This window comes from Alishewanella aestuarii B11, from assembly GCF_000280055.1.
Lineage (GTDB): Bacteria > Pseudomonadota > Gammaproteobacteria > Enterobacterales > Alteromonadaceae > Alishewanella > Alishewanella aestuarii.
Map to the genome: position 1 here is coordinate 41,853 of NZ_ALAB01000035.1, position 18,224 is coordinate 60,076.

The 18,224-nt window shown below is 53.6% G+C and carries 15 protein-coding genes; 5 read left to right on the top strand and 10 right to left on the bottom strand.

Features of this window, described 5'->3' with window-relative positions; all coding sequences use genetic code 11:
- Positions 1 to 38 precede the first annotated feature (38 nt).
- From AEST_RS13345 to AEST_RS13360, 4 genes are all read right to left on the bottom strand, one after another.
- A complete protein-coding gene (locus tag AEST_RS13345; RefSeq protein ID WP_039925527.1) occupies positions 39 to 3,773 on the bottom strand; it encodes a S8 family serine peptidase in 3,735 nt (1,244 codons plus the stop codon).
- Positions 3,774 to 4,058: 285 nt separating this feature from the next.
- A complete protein-coding gene (gene envZ / locus AEST_RS13350; protein WP_008609674.1) occupies positions 4,059 to 5,369 on the bottom strand; it encodes a two-component system sensor histidine kinase EnvZ in 1,311 nt (436 codons plus the stop codon).
- Complete coding sequence (gene ompR, locus AEST_RS13355; RefSeq protein ID WP_008609675.1) at positions 5,366 to 6,091, bottom strand: osmolarity response regulator transcription factor OmpR; 726 nt, start codon at positions 6,089 to 6,091, stop codon at positions 5,366 to 5,368. Before ompR ends, envZ begins: the two co-directional genes overlap by 4 nt.
- Before the next feature lie 116 nt (positions 6,092 to 6,207).
- Positions 6,208 to 6,408, bottom strand: coding sequence for a hypothetical protein (locus tag AEST_RS13360; protein WP_008609676.1), 201 nt, complete (start codon positions 6,406 to 6,408; stop codon positions 6,208 to 6,210).
- A gap of 180 nt (positions 6,409 to 6,588) precedes the next feature.
- Here AEST_RS13360 and greB point away from each other — a divergent pair, with 180 nt between their 5' ends.
- Together greB and AEST_RS13370 are read left to right on the top strand one after the other, a co-directional pair.
- Positions 6,589 to 7,092, top strand: coding sequence for a transcription elongation factor GreB (gene greB, locus AEST_RS13365; RefSeq protein WP_008609677.1), 504 nt, complete (start codon positions 6,589 to 6,591; stop codon positions 7,090 to 7,092).
- 48 nt (positions 7,093 to 7,140) lie between these two features.
- Positions 7,141 to 9,462 (top strand): Tex family protein, encoded by a 2,322-nt coding sequence (locus AEST_RS13370; RefSeq protein ID WP_008609678.1) that lies wholly within the window; start codon positions 7,141 to 7,143, stop codon positions 9,460 to 9,462.
- Positions 9,463 to 9,509: 47 nt separating this feature from the next.
- Here the strand turns inward: AEST_RS13370 and AEST_RS13375 are convergent, their stop codons facing one another.
- From AEST_RS13375 to bioH, 3 genes are all read right to left on the bottom strand, one after another.
- A complete protein-coding gene (locus AEST_RS13375; protein WP_008609679.1) occupies positions 9,510 to 10,382 on the bottom strand; it encodes a putative metalloprotease CJM1_0395 family protein in 873 nt (290 codons plus the stop codon).
- A 5-nt stretch (positions 10,383 to 10,387) separates the two neighbouring features.
- Positions 10,388 to 10,708, bottom strand: coding sequence for a hypothetical protein (locus AEST_RS13380; RefSeq protein ID WP_008609680.1), 321 nt, complete (start codon positions 10,706 to 10,708; stop codon positions 10,388 to 10,390).
- A 114-nt stretch (positions 10,709 to 10,822) separates the two neighbouring features.
- Positions 10,823 to 11,578: a pimeloyl-ACP methyl ester esterase BioH gene (gene bioH, locus AEST_RS13385; protein ID WP_008609681.1), complete on the bottom strand. Its 756-nt coding sequence runs from the start codon at positions 11,576 to 11,578 to the stop codon at positions 10,823 to 10,825.
- A 30-nt stretch (positions 11,579 to 11,608) separates the two neighbouring features.
- Here bioH and AEST_RS13390 point away from each other — a divergent pair, with 30 nt between their 5' ends.
- Positions 11,609 to 12,325 carry a ComF family protein gene (locus AEST_RS13390; protein ID WP_008609682.1) on the top strand — a complete coding sequence of 239 codons (717 nt, stop codon included), beginning with the start codon at positions 11,609 to 11,611 and terminating at the stop codon, positions 12,323 to 12,325.
- Here the strand turns inward: AEST_RS13390 and AEST_RS13395 are convergent.
- A complete protein-coding gene (locus tag AEST_RS13395; RefSeq protein ID WP_008609683.1) occupies positions 12,310 to 14,856 on the bottom strand; it encodes a M14 family zinc carboxypeptidase in 2,547 nt (848 codons plus the stop codon). The two genes, AEST_RS13390 and AEST_RS13395, sit on opposite strands and share 16 nt — an antisense overlap.
- Positions 14,857 to 14,981: 125 nt before the next feature.
- On the opposite strand from AEST_RS13395, the gene nfuA reads away from it, so the two are divergent.
- Both nfuA and AEST_RS13405 read left to right on the top strand, forming a co-directional pair.
- Positions 14,982 to 15,560, top strand: coding sequence for a Fe-S biogenesis protein NfuA (nfuA, locus tag AEST_RS13400; RefSeq protein WP_008609684.1), 579 nt, complete (start codon positions 14,982 to 14,984; stop codon positions 15,558 to 15,560).
- Positions 15,561 to 15,680: 120 nt separating this feature from the next.
- A complete protein-coding gene (locus tag AEST_RS13405) occupies positions 15,681 to 16,688 on the top strand; it encodes a polysaccharide deacetylase family protein (RefSeq protein WP_008609685.1) in 1,008 nt (335 codons plus the stop codon).
- On the opposite strand, the gene AEST_RS13410 is transcribed toward AEST_RS13405, so the two are convergent.
- Together AEST_RS13410 and cyoE are read right to left on the bottom strand one after the other, a co-directional pair.
- Positions 16,685 to 17,323, bottom strand: a complete 639-nt coding sequence (locus AEST_RS13410; RefSeq protein ID WP_008609686.1) for an SCO family protein — start codon at positions 17,321 to 17,323, stop codon at positions 16,685 to 16,687. The two genes, AEST_RS13405 and AEST_RS13410, sit on opposite strands and share 4 nt — an antisense overlap.
- Entirely contained in the window at positions 17,313 to 18,224 is a 912-nt protein-coding gene (cyoE, locus tag AEST_RS13415; protein WP_008609687.1) for a heme o synthase, read from the bottom strand. Before cyoE ends, AEST_RS13410 begins: the two co-directional genes overlap by 11 nt.

Here is an 18,224-nt window from a genome sequence, read left to right on the forward strand (position 1 = left end):
AGCGGTGGCTTGTTAGTTAACCAGCTTCAGATTTGTGTTCAGACCTTAACCCGGCGCCGTAACCACAGTAACGGCAACAGTAACAGCCCTAACCAGCCCGCACTACCACCCGATCTATGGGTGATAGTCACTTGAGCTGTGGCTGTTGCCTGTAATCCGGCGGAATCACGCGCGGTCAAGGTCAGACTTTGGGGCCCGGCATCTGCTTTCACTGGTGCGCGGGTAAGCACGATCTGACCATTTTGCACTGCAAACAGCGGATTGCTGGATGTTACGCCAGTCAGTGTCGCGCCGGCTTCCCTTACCTGCACCGTAGCAGTACCGACCACAGTACCGGCTGCGGTACCAGATGGCAGTGAACTCAATGTCACAGCAGCGGTGATGACAGGTGGCGTATCCGGGATATTAACCACTTCCACCGTCACTGTTGCCGGTGCTGAAACCTGACCCGCACTATCCAATACTGCCACTTCAAAGCTCACCTGTGTCAGACCCGCTTCGTAATCCAGAGCTGTCTGATTAGCGACCACAATACGGCCATCGCTGTTGATAGACAGTGCCGCCGACGAGCTGCCCAGAACGACAAACTCAGTCACCGCAGTGCGGAAATCACTCTCTGCTTGTAACTGACCAACGACGGTACCAGTAGCTGTATTTTCATTGACACTGAAAGTTTTGCTACCAGCCAGCACGGGCTGCGCTAAAGGCGCCGCATAGTTTGCAACTGCTGCGGCATCGGCCTGAGTCGACAACAGCACAAAGCTGCGGTTATCGCCGGCAGGTCGCTGCAGATAGGCCGACTCACCCGGTGCCAGCTCACTAACGGTAACTGAGGTTGCTGCCGCTGGGCCTTCTGCCGGCGCCAGCGACGAACTAAAGGTCACAGCAGGTGACGGGGTTAACGTCACCTGAGCCGTTAGCTGATCGGCTGTTTGAGCCTGACTGTAGCTTAATGAGAAGGAATCTGGATTAGTCCGGAACCGCGCATTAATGGTACGGCCCAGATCTGCCGCCGTTAGACCAACATGGTTAAAACAGGCTTCCAGCGTGATCTGCTTACTACCGGCAAAATGCAATACATCACCGAGGAATCCGTTGGTGGTGTTGTACAGCGTATTAAACGAAACCATTACCCCGGGGCTTTGTGCATAGGTAGTACCAAGACGGGTTAACAACAGGGTATTCATGGTGTAGTTAAAGACACCATCATTGTTGATATCCAGATCCAGCGCGTAGTTACCCTGCAGTAGGTGAGTTACCCCTTCTGCCAGATGGAAAGTTGGATATAAAGCATAACCTGAACTACAGGCGCTTGCCGGCGCTACATCAAAAGTAATGGCCCGGATATCATGTATTGGATTGATGGCCGGGTTAGCCGCCGAGGTGGCAACCAGAGTGGAGGCAAAAGGCTCAACCGGGATCACGCCGGTATTGGTGATTTTCGTGGCAACCTTGCCATCGACCAGCTCGCCCGATAGCGCCAGTTTGCCAACGGCTTTCGGGATCAGGTGGTACACCAGATGCAGATCATGATCAGTTGCTGTGCTGGGGTCATTAAAAATCAGGGCACCATCAAATTCAACCTTGTCCATCTGAGCCGCAGCTTGCAAAGCAGAGTAGAAGACACCGTTGGTTAACACAAAGTCAGGTAACCTGGCCGGATCAACCGTTAGTGTGACGTCAAATTCTATGGTTTGTTTGGCTGGAACCGTTACCGCAGCCGGGAAACTCCAGCTTAACGCCCCTGTCGCCGATTTATCAGCATAGCGATCCTGGATCCGCAGGTTATAGGTTTTATTGGTGTTACTGAAGTTTTTCAACGTGACCCGTTTGGTCATGCTGCTTGGTTTATCCAGCGACTGTAAACCAAAAGATAACGCCGCCTGTGCGGTATCGAAGCGCGCGTCATTCACCCAGGCTGCGACCGGCGAGTTAACGGCTTTCTCGACATCCACCAAACCTGCACCAATCTGGCTGATTGATGCTAATTTAGCATCCGGATTGATACCCACCGGTTCACGGTGCACCGTCAGATTCGCCGTATTCATTAGCGTGGCTTTAATTTCCAGCGCATTGCGCTCAGGTAAGGCACCGCGCAGCAGCGCAACAGCACCAGCGGTAATTGGGCCAGAGAACGAGGTACCATTAACCGGAGCAGTGCCGGTACCTGTACCTAAGCGGGCAACCTGGATCGCGACCCCCGGTGCAGTAATTTCCGGCTTCAGCAAACCATCCATCGATGGACCGCGTGACGTAAAGTTAGCAATAGCACCGGCACCAGATTTGCCAACGGAACGAATATCGTAGCTAACTGTTTCGCCAGCTTCCAACTTGGCTTTGATAGCATCGCCCACTTCTTTGGTAATCATTACTGACGGAATCGTTACCGCTGGATCATCACCACCCGCTACGATCGGCGCCTCACCCGGATTACTATTCGCAATAATCACAAAGGCAGCGCCACGCTCTTGTGCAACCTTAACTTTGTCGGCAAAGGCGCAGACACCACGCGATACCAACACTGTCTTACCGGTTAAATCAACCTCGGCAGGCAGCGCATTACAGGCCGTATATTCGCCCGGCACCACCACCAGTGGTGTGTTGGCAGAACTAAAAGCAAAATCCAGAGTTCGATTAAAGGCAGAAGCTGTCATCACTGCCGTCGCACCATCTATTACCGCAGCTTCAAAGACTCCAACCGCAGCTTTCGGGTGTGTCATAGCGCCCACAGAAAGTGCGTTAGGTGTGGTACTAGGACCGCCAACCCGGAATGGCACATTACCGTCGTTACCTGCCGAGATAACCAGATTTGTCCCCAGTTTTACGGCACGCTGAATTAAGAACTGAGTACCACTAACTGCTTGGGTTGAGCCAAATTGGCCACCAAGTGACATATTGATAATATCGACCCGATCTTCCATATTGCCATCGCCGTTCGGGTCCATTGAGGCTTCTAATGCTCTTAGCTGAGCGACACCCGGACAGGTATTAGTACAAACGGTATAGGCATAAAAAGCTACTTTTGGTGCAATGCCAGATACCGAATGTGCCACAGAAGTACCATGGCCGGCACCAGCCAGACGGACATCGTCGATAGGATTAGGGTCATTCCGCAAAAAGTCGTAGCCACCGATAATCTGACCAACTGGCCAGGCTGGTGCATTAACCTGGTCACTTAACGCTGCATTGTAAGCAGCCGTGGTGCCAGGACCACCCAATAAGGCATGGGTATAATCCACACCGGAGTCCAGAATAGCAACCCGGATCCCTTCACCGGTCGCTTTGCCAGATTGCACCGTTTGCAGCGCCCGGATGTACTCGGCGCTGTCAACCACCATCGGCTTACTATCATAGATAGGCAAAATATTCTGTACTGCGCTGTGCTTACGCATCTCGGCCAGAGCTTCAGTAGAGGCGTTCACCACCAAACCAGCTGCCAGATGTTTGGTCGCCAGTAAGATTTCAGCATCCGGATCGACGCTGTGCAGTTGAAACGTCACTTCCTGCTGAATTTGTTCTGCAGTCAGCTGATACTGTGCCGCCAACTGTTGATCAAAGCGCGAGCCTTGCAAGGCGTCACTGGACGCCGGGGCATTTAGCAGGATTAACCAGGCACTCGGTTGCTCAGTTTCAGCATGTAGGCTAACTGCCGTTTGGTTATTAAAGATTTCGTGCACACTTTGGCCATGTGCTGTTCTGAATTGCTCGATGCCGGCTACCGCAGACCCGGAAATAGCCAAGCCGACAGCTGTTGCCAGCAGGGTTTTATTCATTTTTCCCAAGGTATTACTCCTTCCAGATTATTATTGTTATACCGGGCGAGATATTTTATTTAGTTACCCGGTGGCTGGTGAAAACTTTGCCAAAATGACAAAGCAACCAGGGGCACAGTGAGAGTCTGCGCCCATAAGAGATCATCTCTCTTTACCTGTTTTTACCACAGCTTTGGATGGATGCAATGCTAAAAAAATGGATTAATGTAAAAAATAATGACACTTTTCCGTGAGATACTGTAATTTATATTTTACAGCTCCATAGTCAAATGAAGGTTATGCGGGCTATTGTGGCGACTTCAGCGGCAGGCTGACTGTCACCACCAACCCCCCTTTGGCATGATTATGCAGACGTACTTCGCCATGATGCATGGCAACGATTTTCTTAATAATGGCCAGCCCCAAACCAGAACCGCCACTACCCCGGGCTTCATCCCCCTGGACAAAGGGACTAAACATCGCCTGCATCTTATGCTCCGGAATACCAGGGCCGTGATCCCGCACTTCCAGATAAAGCCATTTCGCTGCCCGCTCATAGCCGGTGCTAATTTCGATATCACCTTCACTGTAGCGTAAGGCATTTTCCAGCAAGTTATTCAGCATGCGTTTCATTGCCAAACGACGTAAAGCTACTAAGGGCAAAGCCGGATCAAGGTAAGTTAGGATCTGACGCTGCTGCACCTGTTCCGCCTGCACCAGATCGCGGACCAGCTCATTTAAATCCAGCAGTTGTGGCTCTTCCTGCTTATGGTGCCGCAGATAATCAATAAACTGATCGATAATGGCATTCATATCCTCAATATCGTTAATGATGCCATCGCGGATCCAGGCATCCGACTCGCTCATCATCTCCGATGCCAGCCGGATACGGGTTAACGGTGTACGCAAATCATGCGACACCCCGGCCATCAGTAAGGCCCGGTCTTCCTCCAGTTGCCGGATCCCCTGTGCCATATAGTTAAAGGCCTTGGTTACCGCCAGGATCTCAGTGGCCCCCTCCTGCTCTGATAACGGCGGCGGAAATTCACCGCGCCCAACCTGCAGTGCCGCCTGCTGTAACTTCTGTAGCGGCCGGTTCAGATGTCGGGCCAGCGTCCAGCCACCCAGCACACTTAAGGCGCCAATCATCAGCAAATAAAAAGTGAGCAACGGAAAACTGGCTTCGTCCAGCCCGGCCAGCGGCACCCTGACCCACAGGTCCTGCTCAAGATCTGGTCTGACCCAGAAGATAAAACTATCGGTTTGTGAAATTCGGACCTCGGCTTGCTGCTGCAGCTCATCCGACAGTTGTTGTGAGAAGTACCCGTAATAACTGGCCTCGGCCAGTCCCTCTCGTAAAGCTTGCTGCTCGTCAAATACCCGCACCTGTGTCGCTTGCTGAAAATGTGCCGCTATAGCCTGTTGTAACTCAGGATTGGTGGCTGTCGCTGGCAATGCCAACCGGACCTGTTTGGCGACCAGATGACTGATTTGCTGGGTGCTGGGTTTAATCACATAAAAAGCGACTGACAGGTAAGACACCACCTGATTAATTAACAGCATGATGCCAATCAGGAATACCGTTTGCCCGAAAGCGCTGCGCGGGAAAAATCTCATCCGTTCAGACTACCGTCCGGCACAAAAACATAGCCCAAACCCCATACCGTTTGAATGTAACGCGGATTAGCAGCATCGTCTTCCAACATCCGGCGTAAACGCGATACCTGCACATCAATGCTGCGCTCCATCGCGGAATAGTCGCGGCCGCGGGCCTGATTCATCAGCTTATCGCGTGATAAGGGTTCGCGGGGGTGGCTTACTAACACCTTTAATACGGCGTATTCACCACTGGTCAGGGGGAGTTGTTGCTCACCTTTAAACATTTCCCGGGTCGCCAGGTTAAAACGGTAGGGACCAAATTCAACAATACCTTCGGCCTGACTGGGCGCGCCCGGCACCTCCTTGGTTTTGCGCCGCAATACCGCGCGGATCCTTGCTAACAACTCTCTTGGGTTAAAGGGCTTAGGCAAATAATCATCAGCCCCCATTTCCAGGCCGATAATCCGATCTACCTCGTCACCCTTTGCCGTTAACATAATGATCGGGATTTCGTTTTCCTGCTGGCGCAACTTGCGACAGATCGACAAACCGTCTTCACCGGGTAACATCAAATCCAGCACCAGCAAATGAAAGTGTTCGCGTTCCATCAAACGTTGCATTTGTTCGAAGTTCGCCACGCTACGTACCTGATAGCCTTGTTCCACCAGGTAGCGCTCCAGCAAAGAGCGTAGTCGCAAATCATCGTCGACTACCAGAATCTTGGTTGTTTCAGTGACCACTACCCTATCCTTATTTCTGATGCTTTTCAGGTCACTATAAACGAAAATGCCGTCTTTGCATCGGCCAGACGGCATAAACTATGTTACAAAGTTTGTCTGCTCGGCAGGGCGACAAATTACTGTTGGCCCGCGTCCTTTTTCATGGGCGGGTTAACCCAGTAAATCCTGGGGCTGAGACTGTTTTTCTTCGCTGCGGCTTCGACCTGATTAATATAATCCTGATCAAGCTGACTACGGGCAGTCTGCACCGGCGTCGAGCTGCAGCCAGCTAACAGCAGCAAGGACGCGACGATGGCAATTTTCTGGCGCACTTTCATTTACACCTCTCCTGTTACAGGTTATTGCATTTTAAGCCTAGCCAGCACGGCTGAGATTGCCAAACCAGGCTGGTCGAAATTTAACCAGCAAAGGGCCGCAACTGGCTAAAAAGCTTTACGCTCTGCCGCACTATGGCTGATAATCAGCGCCAGTGCTGTAAGAAGGGAATGTCATAACAGGTGAAACGCACCAGCAGTAAAACCTTGCTAATTACCCGCGAAGGCTATCAACAGCTCAAAGCCGAACATGATGAGCTCTGGTTCAAAAAACGCCCGGAGATCACCCGTATTGTCAGCTGGGCTGCCAGCCTTGGCGATCGTTCGGAGAATGCCGACTACACCTACAATAAGAGATTACTTCGGCAAATTGACAGTCGGCTGCGCTTTTTACGCAAACGGCTGGATGAGCTGACTATTGTCGATTACTCACCACAGCAAGCCGGCCGGGTGTTCTTTGGCGCCTGGGTCGAATTGGAAGATGATGCTGGCAATAGCCTGAAATTTCGCATTGTCGGCCCGGATGAAATCTACGGCCGCAAAGACTATATCTCGATCGACGCCCCTATGGCCCGCGCCTTACTGAAAAAACAGGTCGATGATGTGGCCACGGTTTCCACCCCAAATGGTCCGAAAGACTGGTACATTGTGGCTATCGACTATCCGCAGCCAACCCAGCCTAGTTAAGGCTTTAAGCTCAATCGCTGCGCCAAACCGTTACAGGAATTTAGTGTTATGTCTATGCTGATTAATCAAATTGCTACTGAAATCGCCGCCCGCCCGGAGCAGGTTGCCGCCGCCATCGCCTTGCTGGATGAAGGCGCAACAGTGCCTTTTATTGCCCGTTACCGGAAAGAGGTCACCGGCGCCCTGGATGACACCCAGCTGCGTATCCTGGATCAGCGCCTGAGCTATTTGCGAGAACTGGAGGAGCGGCGCCAGGTGATCTTAAACACCATCGCCGAGCAGGGCAAACTCACCGCCGAACTGGAACAACAAATTCGCGCCGCAGATAATAAAACCCGGCTCGAAGATTTGTATTTGCCCTATAAAACCAAAAGACGTACCAAGGGCCAGTTAGCTATTGAGGCCGGCATGCAGCCACTGGCTCTGCTGCTGCTCTCAGAACCAACACGGCAACCGGAACAGGAAGCCCTCGCCTATCTTAACGCTGAGGCCGGTTATGCCGATGTCAAAGCCGTATTAGAAGGCGCCAAATATATTCTGATGGAGCAATTCGCCGAAGACGCTGACTTGCTGGCCCGTTTGCGCGCCCATCTGAGTCAGCATGCCGTGCTGCAAAGCCGGGTTGTTGCCGGCAAGGAGCAGGAAGGTGCCAAGTTCAGCGACTACTTCGAACACAGCGAAGCGCTGAAACAGGTGCCTTCGCACCGGGCGCTGGCCATGTTCCGGGGGCGCAACGAAGGCATACTTAACTTGCAGTTACTGCCTGAACTGAGTGAACAACCACACGCCGTCTGTGAACAAATGGTCGCTGAGCAATTTCAGATCCGGCAGTTGGACCGGCCGGCTGATGCCTTCCTGCGCACCGTTGTACAGTGGACCTGGAAGGTAAAACTACAGCTGCATCTGGAAAATGATTTATTGAGCGAACTGCGGGAACGGGCCGAAGCCGAGGCGATCAGGGTATTCGCCCGTAACCTGAAAGATTTGCTGATGGCCGCACCCGCCGGCATGCGCCCGACTCTGGCACTGGACCCCGGACTGCGCACCGGTGTAAAGGTCACGGCCATTGATGAAACCGGTAAGCTGTTAAATCACACCACCATTTACCCGCATGCGCCCCAGAATCAATGGGATAAATCCGTTCAGGCGCTGTCGGCCTTGTGTAAGGCCTACCAGATTGAGCTGATTGCGGTTGGTAATGGTACCGCCTCGCGGGAGACCGATAAACTGGCCGCTGAGGTGATTAAGACACTGCCCGGTCAGCGGATCAGCAAGGTGATGGTGTCCGAAGCCGGCGCCTCGGTATATTCGGCATCGGAGTTGGCGGCGCAGGAATTTCCGCAGCTGGATGTATCCTTGCGGGGCGCCGTCTCGATTGGCCGCCGCTTACAGGACCCGTTGGCCGAGCTGGTAAAAATTGAACCCAAAGCCATCGGCGTTGGCCAGTATCAGCATGATGTGAACCAGAGCTTACTAACCAAATCGCTGGATGCCGTAGTAGAAGACTGCGTCAACGCGGTCGGCGTCGATTTAAATACCGCCTCAGCGGCATTACTGGCCCGGGTGGCCGGCCTGAACAAAACGCTGGCACAAAATATTGTGCAGTATCGCGATCAACATGGCCGCTTTACCAGTCGCAGCCAGTTGTTAAAGGTGCCGCGTCTGGGGCCAAAAGCCTATGAGCAGGCCGCCGGCTTTTTACGCATTAATAACGGCACTAACCCACTGGATGCCTCAGGTGTGCATCCCGAAGCCTACCCACTGGTCGAGAAAATTGTTGCCGCGCATCAGAAAAGTGTCGAGCAGTTGATTGGCAACAGCAGTTTCCTGAAACAAATCGATGCCCGGCAATTTGTCGATGACCATTTTGGCTTACTGACTATTGCTGACATTTTAAAAGAGCTGGATAAGCCCGGTCGCGATCCACGGCCGGAATTTCAAATGGCGAACTTTAAAGACGGGGTGGAAACCCTGGCCGATCTCAAACCCGGCATGTTGTTGGAAGGGGTGGTCACTAACGTCACCAACTTTGGTGCCTTTGTTGATATCGGCGTGCATCAGGATGGCCTGGTCCATATCTCCTCGCTGGCCGATAAGTTTGTCAGCGATCCGCATCAGGTGGTCAAAGCCGGCGATATTGTTAAAGTGAAAGTATTGGAAGTCGATCAGGCCAGAAAACGCATCGCCCTGACCATGCGGATGGATGAACAGGCCCGCAGCAACGGCGACAGTAATGTTTCGACTGCTGGTAAGGGTCGGCCAGAGCGCAGCTCGGGCAGCAATAAAGCCAGCCAGACGCCAAAACAGGAACAAGGCAACGCAGCAATGGGTAATGCGTTAGCGGCTGCCTTAGCGAAATTTAAAAAGTAGGGTAAATATTCGCAGGAAAAACCGGAATTGCGGCGGCTGCGAGCAGATTAAACCTGCTGCCGTAATGGCCGCTGTGCCGGTTCAGTTGCCAGCTGATAGAAATTTTCAATCACCTGGCTGCGTCTGGCCATAAGTGCCTGCCATTCCAGTCGTTCACGTTGTGGTAAAACAATATCGGCTGCATCAGCCTGGGTAAGCTGTGACTCAGCTGCTGTAGAACCTTCCTCAGTCGTGCTGCTATCACTGGCTGCGGCATTAGCGAGCGGCGCCTTCTCGGCGATAAGCTCGGCCTGAGCTTGCAACAGGCGTTGGCCAGCTTCCGCCGCGATACTGCGGTCAGCTGCTGAGGGTTCGGCCGGTGCCAATGCCGCCGCCTTGACCTGCTGCATTTTCTGAACCGTCGCTGCCGGATCACCCGGTACCGGTGCCAGATCAATTTGCACCTCGCCACCTACGGCATAGCGTTTACCGTCAGGGCCTTGTTGATAGTCGTAACTGGGCGCGCTGGCGTAACGGCCCCCGACAATGGCATGGGCCTGCTCATGTGCCCGGACTTCCTGATCACGCGCCTGCAGTTCGCGAATTTCCCGCTGCTCGGCCTGTTGCTGTTGTTGTTCTTGTTCCGACTGTTGCCCGGACTCTTGCTTTTCTTCCTGCTCGCCGCGCTCACCCTGCTCACCTGTTATCGCTTGCTGCGTCTCGGTTTCCTTACCATTGGCATCATACAGCGTAACATTCGCGCTACTATTCGCAGCACCACGTTGCCGATCATCTGTCGCCAGCGGCCGCTCAGCGGCACCTTTTTCCAACTCCTTTACCGGCTCAATCGGCTCACGCCGCTGCATATCACGCCGCGCCTGCTCCGTGGCCGGATTCGCGGTGTTAATGCTGACGTTGGGGTAATAGGAGGTGATTTGCATCGCAATCAGACCCGGATATCAATAATATTACCGAGCATTTCATCGGCTGTGCGCAAACTCCGGACATTGGCCTGAGCCAGCAATTCCTGTTGTTCCAGACGCACCAGTGATTGAGTGGTATCGGTGCCGGCGGCACGGTTCGGTTCGGCTGCAGCATTAGTAGGTGCCGGATTAGCCGTCTGCTGTGCATCAGCTGCCGCAACCTGCTGTTCCTGTTGCCGGTTTTGAGTTGTTTGCCGGTTGATATTCAGCGTTTCTTCGCTAATCGCATTGGACGCACGCTGCAAACCTTGCATGCCGGCACTAAAGGCAGACTGAATTTGCATAACCAAGCCCTCTCTATTCTCTTGCTATTAGACTGCTTAATTATCGAACAGTTTCGGCAAAAAAGAAAGCAAGGGCGATAATGAGCCCTAACCGCTTCTGCCCGCTAAGTATTTTTATTGCAGTGCGCTACGCAGCCACTGACAGAACTCGTGCGGATGAGAAATAAAGGGCGCATGCGAGGCTTTGGCCAGTACCGTTAGTTTTGCCGCAGGCTGCAATTGCTGTAACAAAGGCAGCACTGCCACTGGTACCAGCGAATCAAGCCGGCCATAACAGCCCACTACCGGTTGAGTTAGCACGGCAAACTGTTGTCTCAGGTCAGTGTCTGCCAGCAGGGTTAACGCCTGCACTACGGCCTGGGGTTGTGCCTCCGGAAAGTGGGCAATACTGTCGCGTAACTTCAGAATATCCTGCTTGGCATGCTCTGAGCCCAGCGCCTGGATCGCCAGAAAACGCTGAATCGTTTGCGGCAAATTCTGGCTCAGGGCACTGGCAAACTGCTGCATCACTTCGGCGCGCATCCCGGGCCAGTCATCTGTCGCCAGAAATTTCGGCGTCGCAGCCACCAGCGCCAGTTGCTTAACCTTGTCCGGATAGGTCGCGGCCAACGCAATGGCCAGCAAACCGCCCAGCGACCAACCACAAAGATAACTTTGCTCTGGCAGCTGCGCAGCAAGCTGGGACAGCACCTCATCCAGACGGTAAGCAGGCGGAAACTGTCGGCTCAGGCCAAAACCGGGCAGATCCAACGCCAAGACCTGAAAATCGCCAGCCAGTTGTTGCTGGACTTCGGACCAAACGCCCTGATTTAAGCCCCAGCCATGTAACAGTACCAGTGTTGGTTTGGCGGTTGTGCTGTGTTCTGCCATACTCTGCTTATGTTAATAAAGGGTAATAAAATGGATCTGCTCAACCTGCTGCGTGCTGGCTGGCAACGGCTGTTGCCCTCACCTTGTTTATGGTGCAGCCTGCCGGTAATCCATCATCATTTTATGCTGTGTCAGGCTTGCCGCAGCGCGCTGCCGCAGTTTCCGTATCAGCTGTGTCATTTTAACCTGTTGTTCTTACCTGCTGTGCAACAAGGGCTGCCGCAGTGCCAGTTTGACCGCCTGCTCAGTTTAGGCTGGTATCAACAGCCCTATCAACACTGGATCAGCCGTTGGAAGTATCAACAGGATCCGTATGCCGGCGCTTTACTGCAGCAGGAATTTTGCGCGTTGTTGCAGCGATATCAACAAAGCCAGCCGTTACCACAGGCACTGGTTTATGTGCCGATGGCGCCAGCTCGCGAGCGGCAACGAGGCTTTAACCAGGCCAGAGTTCTTGCCGAAAGCGCCGCCAAAAGCCTGGGCATCCCGCTGCTACACTGCCTGCAGCGCTGTCGCACCACGGCGCCGCAGCAGGGCCTGAACCGCCAGCAACGTTTAGCTAACCTGCGGCAGGCATTTCGCTTAATTGATACGCAACTACCACCAAAACTGGCACTGATCGATGATGTCGTCACCACCGGCAGCACCGCCAATCAGTTAGCACAGCTGCTGCGAGCCGCCGGGGTGACAGAACTTAGTCTGTGGACGCTGGCGGTAACGCCAGCCTCGGCTCACTCCTCAGCCTGAACGCTGGCATTAAAGCCATGGCTTAAATACAGCGCATTAATCAGCAAGCGACTGGAGCCTTTAAAGTAACCGCGAAATACCGGGTTATCGCTCATGCCAATCACCCGGCCCTGCCCGAGATTATGCGCCACTAAGGCCGCGCCCTGCGCAATACGGGGAATAAACTCGGCAGCAGCATAGCCAGCCAGGTGCGGCTGGGCACTATAAGTTGCGACATTGACAAAGGGCGCCTGGCTGGGCTGTAACAACAAGGTGCTGTTTTTAAACAACGGTAAGTCGCGCCGCGGTATGCCAAAGGTCAGCGGGTGGCTCAGATCCAGCTCAGCACTGAAAATGGCACCGGCGATCCGTTGCTGACCGCCCAGTTTTTCGCGATCGGCGTAGCGTAAATCATGTTGTGGGATCAGTTGGTTCATGTCCTGTACTGTCCAGACTCCAGCTTGCAACAGCTTGGCATCCACCAACCAGGCTGCACCGCGCTTCTGCCCCCACAACACACCACCTTGCTGTACCCACTGCCGTAACTTGGTTATTTCACTCTCTTTCCAGCTGCGATAATCGCCATCTGGTAATAAAATATGGGTGTAGCGGCTCAGGTTAAGCCGGGACAAACGATCCGGCTCTGCCATGCTGGGAGAGATGCCGGCTAACCGCTCCAGGTTGTACCAGAGTTCGCCGGCTTCAGTCGAGTTGACACCAGGACCCGCCAGCACCAATACCTGAGGCAAACGCACCGGTGTAAAATTATGGCTACCCAGATCACTGCCGCGGCTGGTTAAACCGGTGGTCAGGGTATGAACAGGCAAGTTAAAGCGCTCCTGCAGTCGCTGCAAACGGAAGAACCAGTCAGCATGTTGCTGTAAACCGGCAGCGACCACCATAGCGCCAGCGCGGAAACTACGCGAACCCTGCGGTGTACTACCGGTAAAGTCACCCAGCGCCGCTCTGACAATCAGCCCTTCTTCCAACATCGCCTGCAGCATTACCGGCGATAACTGATCCTGCCAGCCCAGCACATAGGCATAACCACCGGCCTGCATCGTCTGACTACGGGCTCTGGGTTGAGCCTGCCACGGCTGCTCTGCTGCCGCGCGACCGGGTTCGCGGTTCACCGCCACAAAATCGATATTATAGGCATAGGGTAAGGTCCAGGCCGAAACATCATAGAAGGTGTTGTCATTAAAGCTTTTTTCCGTGCTAAAGGCCGCTTTTAACAGCCGGTATTGTGTTTGCTGCAGCGGCACATAGTAACTCTGACCGGCGCGGAAAGTGCTTTGTTCGTATTGCCAGTCAGCCGTTAACGGATAGACCGCAATCTGATGCTGACTCAACAGTTGTAACAGTGCCTCCAACCGGCTGCGATCCTGACTCTCAGTCAGAATATAGCCCTTAGTCCGCTCGGCGCGGGCCTGTTGCGCCGCAGATTGAAAGAATTCTTGTTGATAACTGAGTAACGCCTGTCGGTTAGCGACACTACCACGGATAGTAGACAGCGACGCATCAAACTGGTTTTTGATCGTTGCGGCGAAGGTTAGCAGGCCATTGATCGACTCCTGAGCATGACCGCGGCTGCTAGCCTGCTCGAACAAGATACCAACACTACCGGTAACATCCGGATAGGTAGAGCCTTTACCGACATAGAAATCATCAAAACTTTCTTCGGTGTAATACAGCTGGCCGCGCTGATCAAAGGCCTGAGCATGAAAGCCGGCCAGGATCCGGGTCAATTCAAAATTGCGCTCCGGGGTCAGCGGATAGTTACGGCTGGGGATCCCAGGCTGAAAGAAATAGCTGGAATTAGTGCCCATTTCATGGAAATCGCCGACCACATTCGGTTGCCATTTATGAAACTGTGCGATCCGCGCCTGACTTTCCGGATGTTGCAGCAGCAACCAGTCACGGTTTAAATCAAACCAGTAATGATTGGGCCGGCCATTCGGCCAGGGTTCAATATGTTCACGATGTTGCGGATCGGCCACCGGTGTTTTGCCGCGATGCATATTGGCCCACAACGCAAAGCGATCGTGTCCGTCCGGGTTCATACTCGGCTGGATCAGGATCACCGCCTGACGCAGCCATTGCTGTACTTCCGGGCTATTACTGGCGGCCAGATAGTGTGCCAGTACCAGCGCTGCATTAGCGGCACTGGGTTCATTACCGTGCACGCCGTAACCCAACCAGATAATCACCGGGCTGTCATCACTTACCGCCCGGCTGCCCCGCACCTGTGCCAGATGCTGGCTGCGGATTTGTTCTAACCGCGCCAGATTTTCCGGCGCCGACACCACCAACTGCAGTAAGGGCCTTTGCTCATGACTGCTGCCAATCACTTCCAGCTCGGCCCGCGGTGACTGGGCAGCGAGCACCTCGAAATAACGCTGGATCTGGTCATGCCTGGCATGCCATTCACCTACCGGAAATCCGAGCACCTGCTCGGGTGCCGGCACCTCAGTTGCCACCGGCTCATTAAAAAAACTTGCCTGCACCTGCCAGATACTGCAGAGCAGGATGATGCCTAACATTTTTTTCATTATTGTCTCCCCAGACTCGCGGCTAAGTTAGCCAGAAACCGCCACAAAACTCAAGCAGGGCTGGCATCAGACAGGTAGGAAGAGTATGATAGCAACATAACCTAGTAATTTAGTCAGGTACTACGATGATTACGATTTCAGAACAGGCTCAGGCACACTTTGCCAAATTGCTGGAGAAACAAGCGGCCGGCACCCATATCCGGGTGTTCGTGGTCAATCCGGGCACGGCCCAGGCGGAATGTGGCGTATCTTACTGCCCGGCTGATGCGGTAGAAGACACCGATATCCGCTTACCTTTTAACGGCTTTGATGCCATCGTTGATGAAGAAAGTAAGCCGTTTTTAGTGGACGCTGAAATCGATTTTGTCACCGATCAGATGGGTTCACAGCTGACCCTAAAAGCGCCGAATGCCAAAGTACGCAAGGTGAGTGACAATGCCCCGTTGATGGAGCGGGTGCAGTATGTGATTGACAGCGAGATCAACCCGCAACTGGCTAACCATGGTGGCCGGGTCAGCGTGATGGAAATTACCGAGTCAGGTGTTGCAGTACTGCAGTTTGGCGGCGGTTGTAATGGTTGCTCCCAGGTTGACCTGACCCTAAAAGAAGGGATTGAAAAAGAGCTGTTAAATCGCTTTAGTGGTGAGCTGGCCGGTGTGAAAGATATCACTGAGCATCAACGTGGCGAGCACTCTTACTACTAAAAAGCCAGCGCTTTTTATGCTATAACATGCTCTCGGACTGGTCGGCGGCCTTTGGGCGCAGCCGACAGCCGCCTTTCTGGCCGTCTTCGGTTTTTTTGGAGTGGTGTTTGGAGTGCTGTTATGCGCGCTTTGCTGTTTTGCTGTTTATTAAGCCTGAGTTTGCCCGCCTCTGCGGCTGTGATGTTGATCTATCACCATGTTGCCGAGGATACCCCCAGAGTCAGCTCTGTCACCCCCGCTGAATTTCGCGGCCATCTGCAGTATCTGCGTGATAATAATTTTCAGGTCATCGGCCTCGACGTACTGATAGACCAGCTAAAAAGCGGCAAGCCCATTGCTGATAACGCGGTAGTGATCACCTTTGATGATAGCTATGAAAATAATTACACCACTGCGCACCCGATCCTGCAGGAATTCGGCTATCCCTACACCATCTTTATCAGCCCGGGAGATATTGATAAACGCACCGGTCCGGTCATGAGCTGGCAACAAATTAAACAAATGTCAGACGATGGCGTTCTGGTTGCCAACCACGCCATGTGGCATGAGCATATGGCCAGACCGGAAAAGGGCGAATCTGAAGCCGACTGGTTAAAACGGATGCGCCAGACTATTCTGGATGCCGAGCGGCGGATCAAGGAAGAAACCGGTCAGAGTCATCAGTGGCTGGCCTACCCCTATGGTGAATTTAGCGCCCCGCTGGAACAACTGGTAACGGAACTGGGCTTTATCGGCATTGGTCAACAATCCGGTGCCATCGGGCCGCTGACCAAACTCACCCGCATCCCCCGTTATCCTGCGGCCGGTCAGTATGCGGATTTGAAAGATCTGGGGCAAAAGTTACGAACTTTGGCCTTTCCAATCACCGGCTATCTGTCTGCCGACCAGGTGATTAGTAGCAATCCGCCAACCTTACGCCTGCAACTGAAGATTGAAGATTTCCGTAAACAGCAGCTGCGCTGCTTTGCCGGCTCTGAGGTCCTGGAGCCAACCTGGTTAGATGACAATACCTTTGAAGTCAGGGCCAGTAAGCCAGTAAATCGCGGGCGCAGCCGCTACAACTGCACCGCGCCGTCGCTGAGTAAAAAAGGCTATTTTTACTGGTACTCGCAGCCGTGGCTAAATTAATAACCCAACTTTGCCAGCACCAACGGAAAATCGGCCAGTAGCTGTTCGGTATCAATGACCGGCACCTGGCCCATTGCCATTTCAGGTTTAAACATCGCTACCAGCTGCCCCTGCGGATTAATCAGCACCACTGAAGCGCTGTGGTCGACCAGATAATTCCCCTCTGCATTGCTGTTCAGTGCATACATCAGGCCCAGCTGCCGCACAAAGGGAAACAGCTGATCATGGCCGGCGGTCAGCCCCAGCACTGCCGGTTGCTGAAAGTAGTTTACATAATTATTGAGCTGCTCCACGCTGTCGCGCTGCGGATCAACCGAAATAAACCAGACTTTCAGCGGCTCCTTCACCATAGCAGCCAATTCCGGCTGCACCCCGGCCAGCTTGGCCAACGTCAAAGGACAGATATCCGGGCAATAGGTATAGCCGACAAAAGCCAGCGTCCATTGCTGATACAGCTGCTCACGACCGGCAGGCTGACCATGCTGATCGACTAACTGAAACTCCTGCAGATTGCGCGCCTGCGGATACACCAGCGCAGATTTCGGCTCAGCCGGCTGCTGCCATAGCTTATAACTGAGGCCACCGGCCACCACGGCCGCAATCGCCAGCAGCAAGTAAGTCAGATTACGAAACATAAAGCGCTAACACCTTAAAGTAATGGTCTACTAACAATAACAGGAAGAGTACCATTAAATGCACGATCGAGAACTTAAAAGTCGCCATTGCGGTGTCAGAGCCGGCAGCAAATTTCAACTTCCACGCATATTGTAAAAAGCGCAGATTCAGCAAGGTGCTGCCAACCAGATAGATAGCACCGGTCATCCCGACAATATAGGGCAGCAAGCACACCAGACATAACAACAGGGTATAAAGCAGGATAGCGCTCTTGGTAAAGTCGATACCGTGTGTTACCGGCAACATCGGCATATTCACCCGGGCATAGTCATCGCGGCGGTGAATCGCCAGGGCCCAAAAATGCGGCGGCGTCCAGGTAAAGATAATCATCACCAATAGCAGCGCATAGCCATGCACCTCGCCGGTTACCGCCGTCCAGCCCAGCAACGGCGGCATAGCGCCGGCTAAGCCACCGATCACGATATTCTGCGGTGTTGCCCGCTTGAGAAACATGGTGTACACCACGGCATAACCAAACAAACTTAACAGCGTCAGCCAGGCTGTGAGCGGGTTCACCGCCAGATAAAGCAGGGCAAAGCCGGCAGCCGCCAGGCTACAGGCAAAGACGATCGCCTGCTTGCTGCTGATCCGTCCGCGGGCAACCGGTCGGCTGTGAGTACGCGCCATTTTGGCGTCAATACGTTGATCCACAACATGATTCAGTGCCGCCGCCGCCGCCGATAACAAACCTATGCCCAGGGTCGCACTTAACAGCAGCCACCAGGGCGCCAGGCTATTGCTAGCCAGCACCATTCCAACCCAGGCGGTCAACACCAGCAGCGCTACCACCTTGGGTTTAGTCAACTCCAGATAGTCGCGCCAGCGCCGGCTACTTGAGCCACTAATAATTGCCGTTGCCAT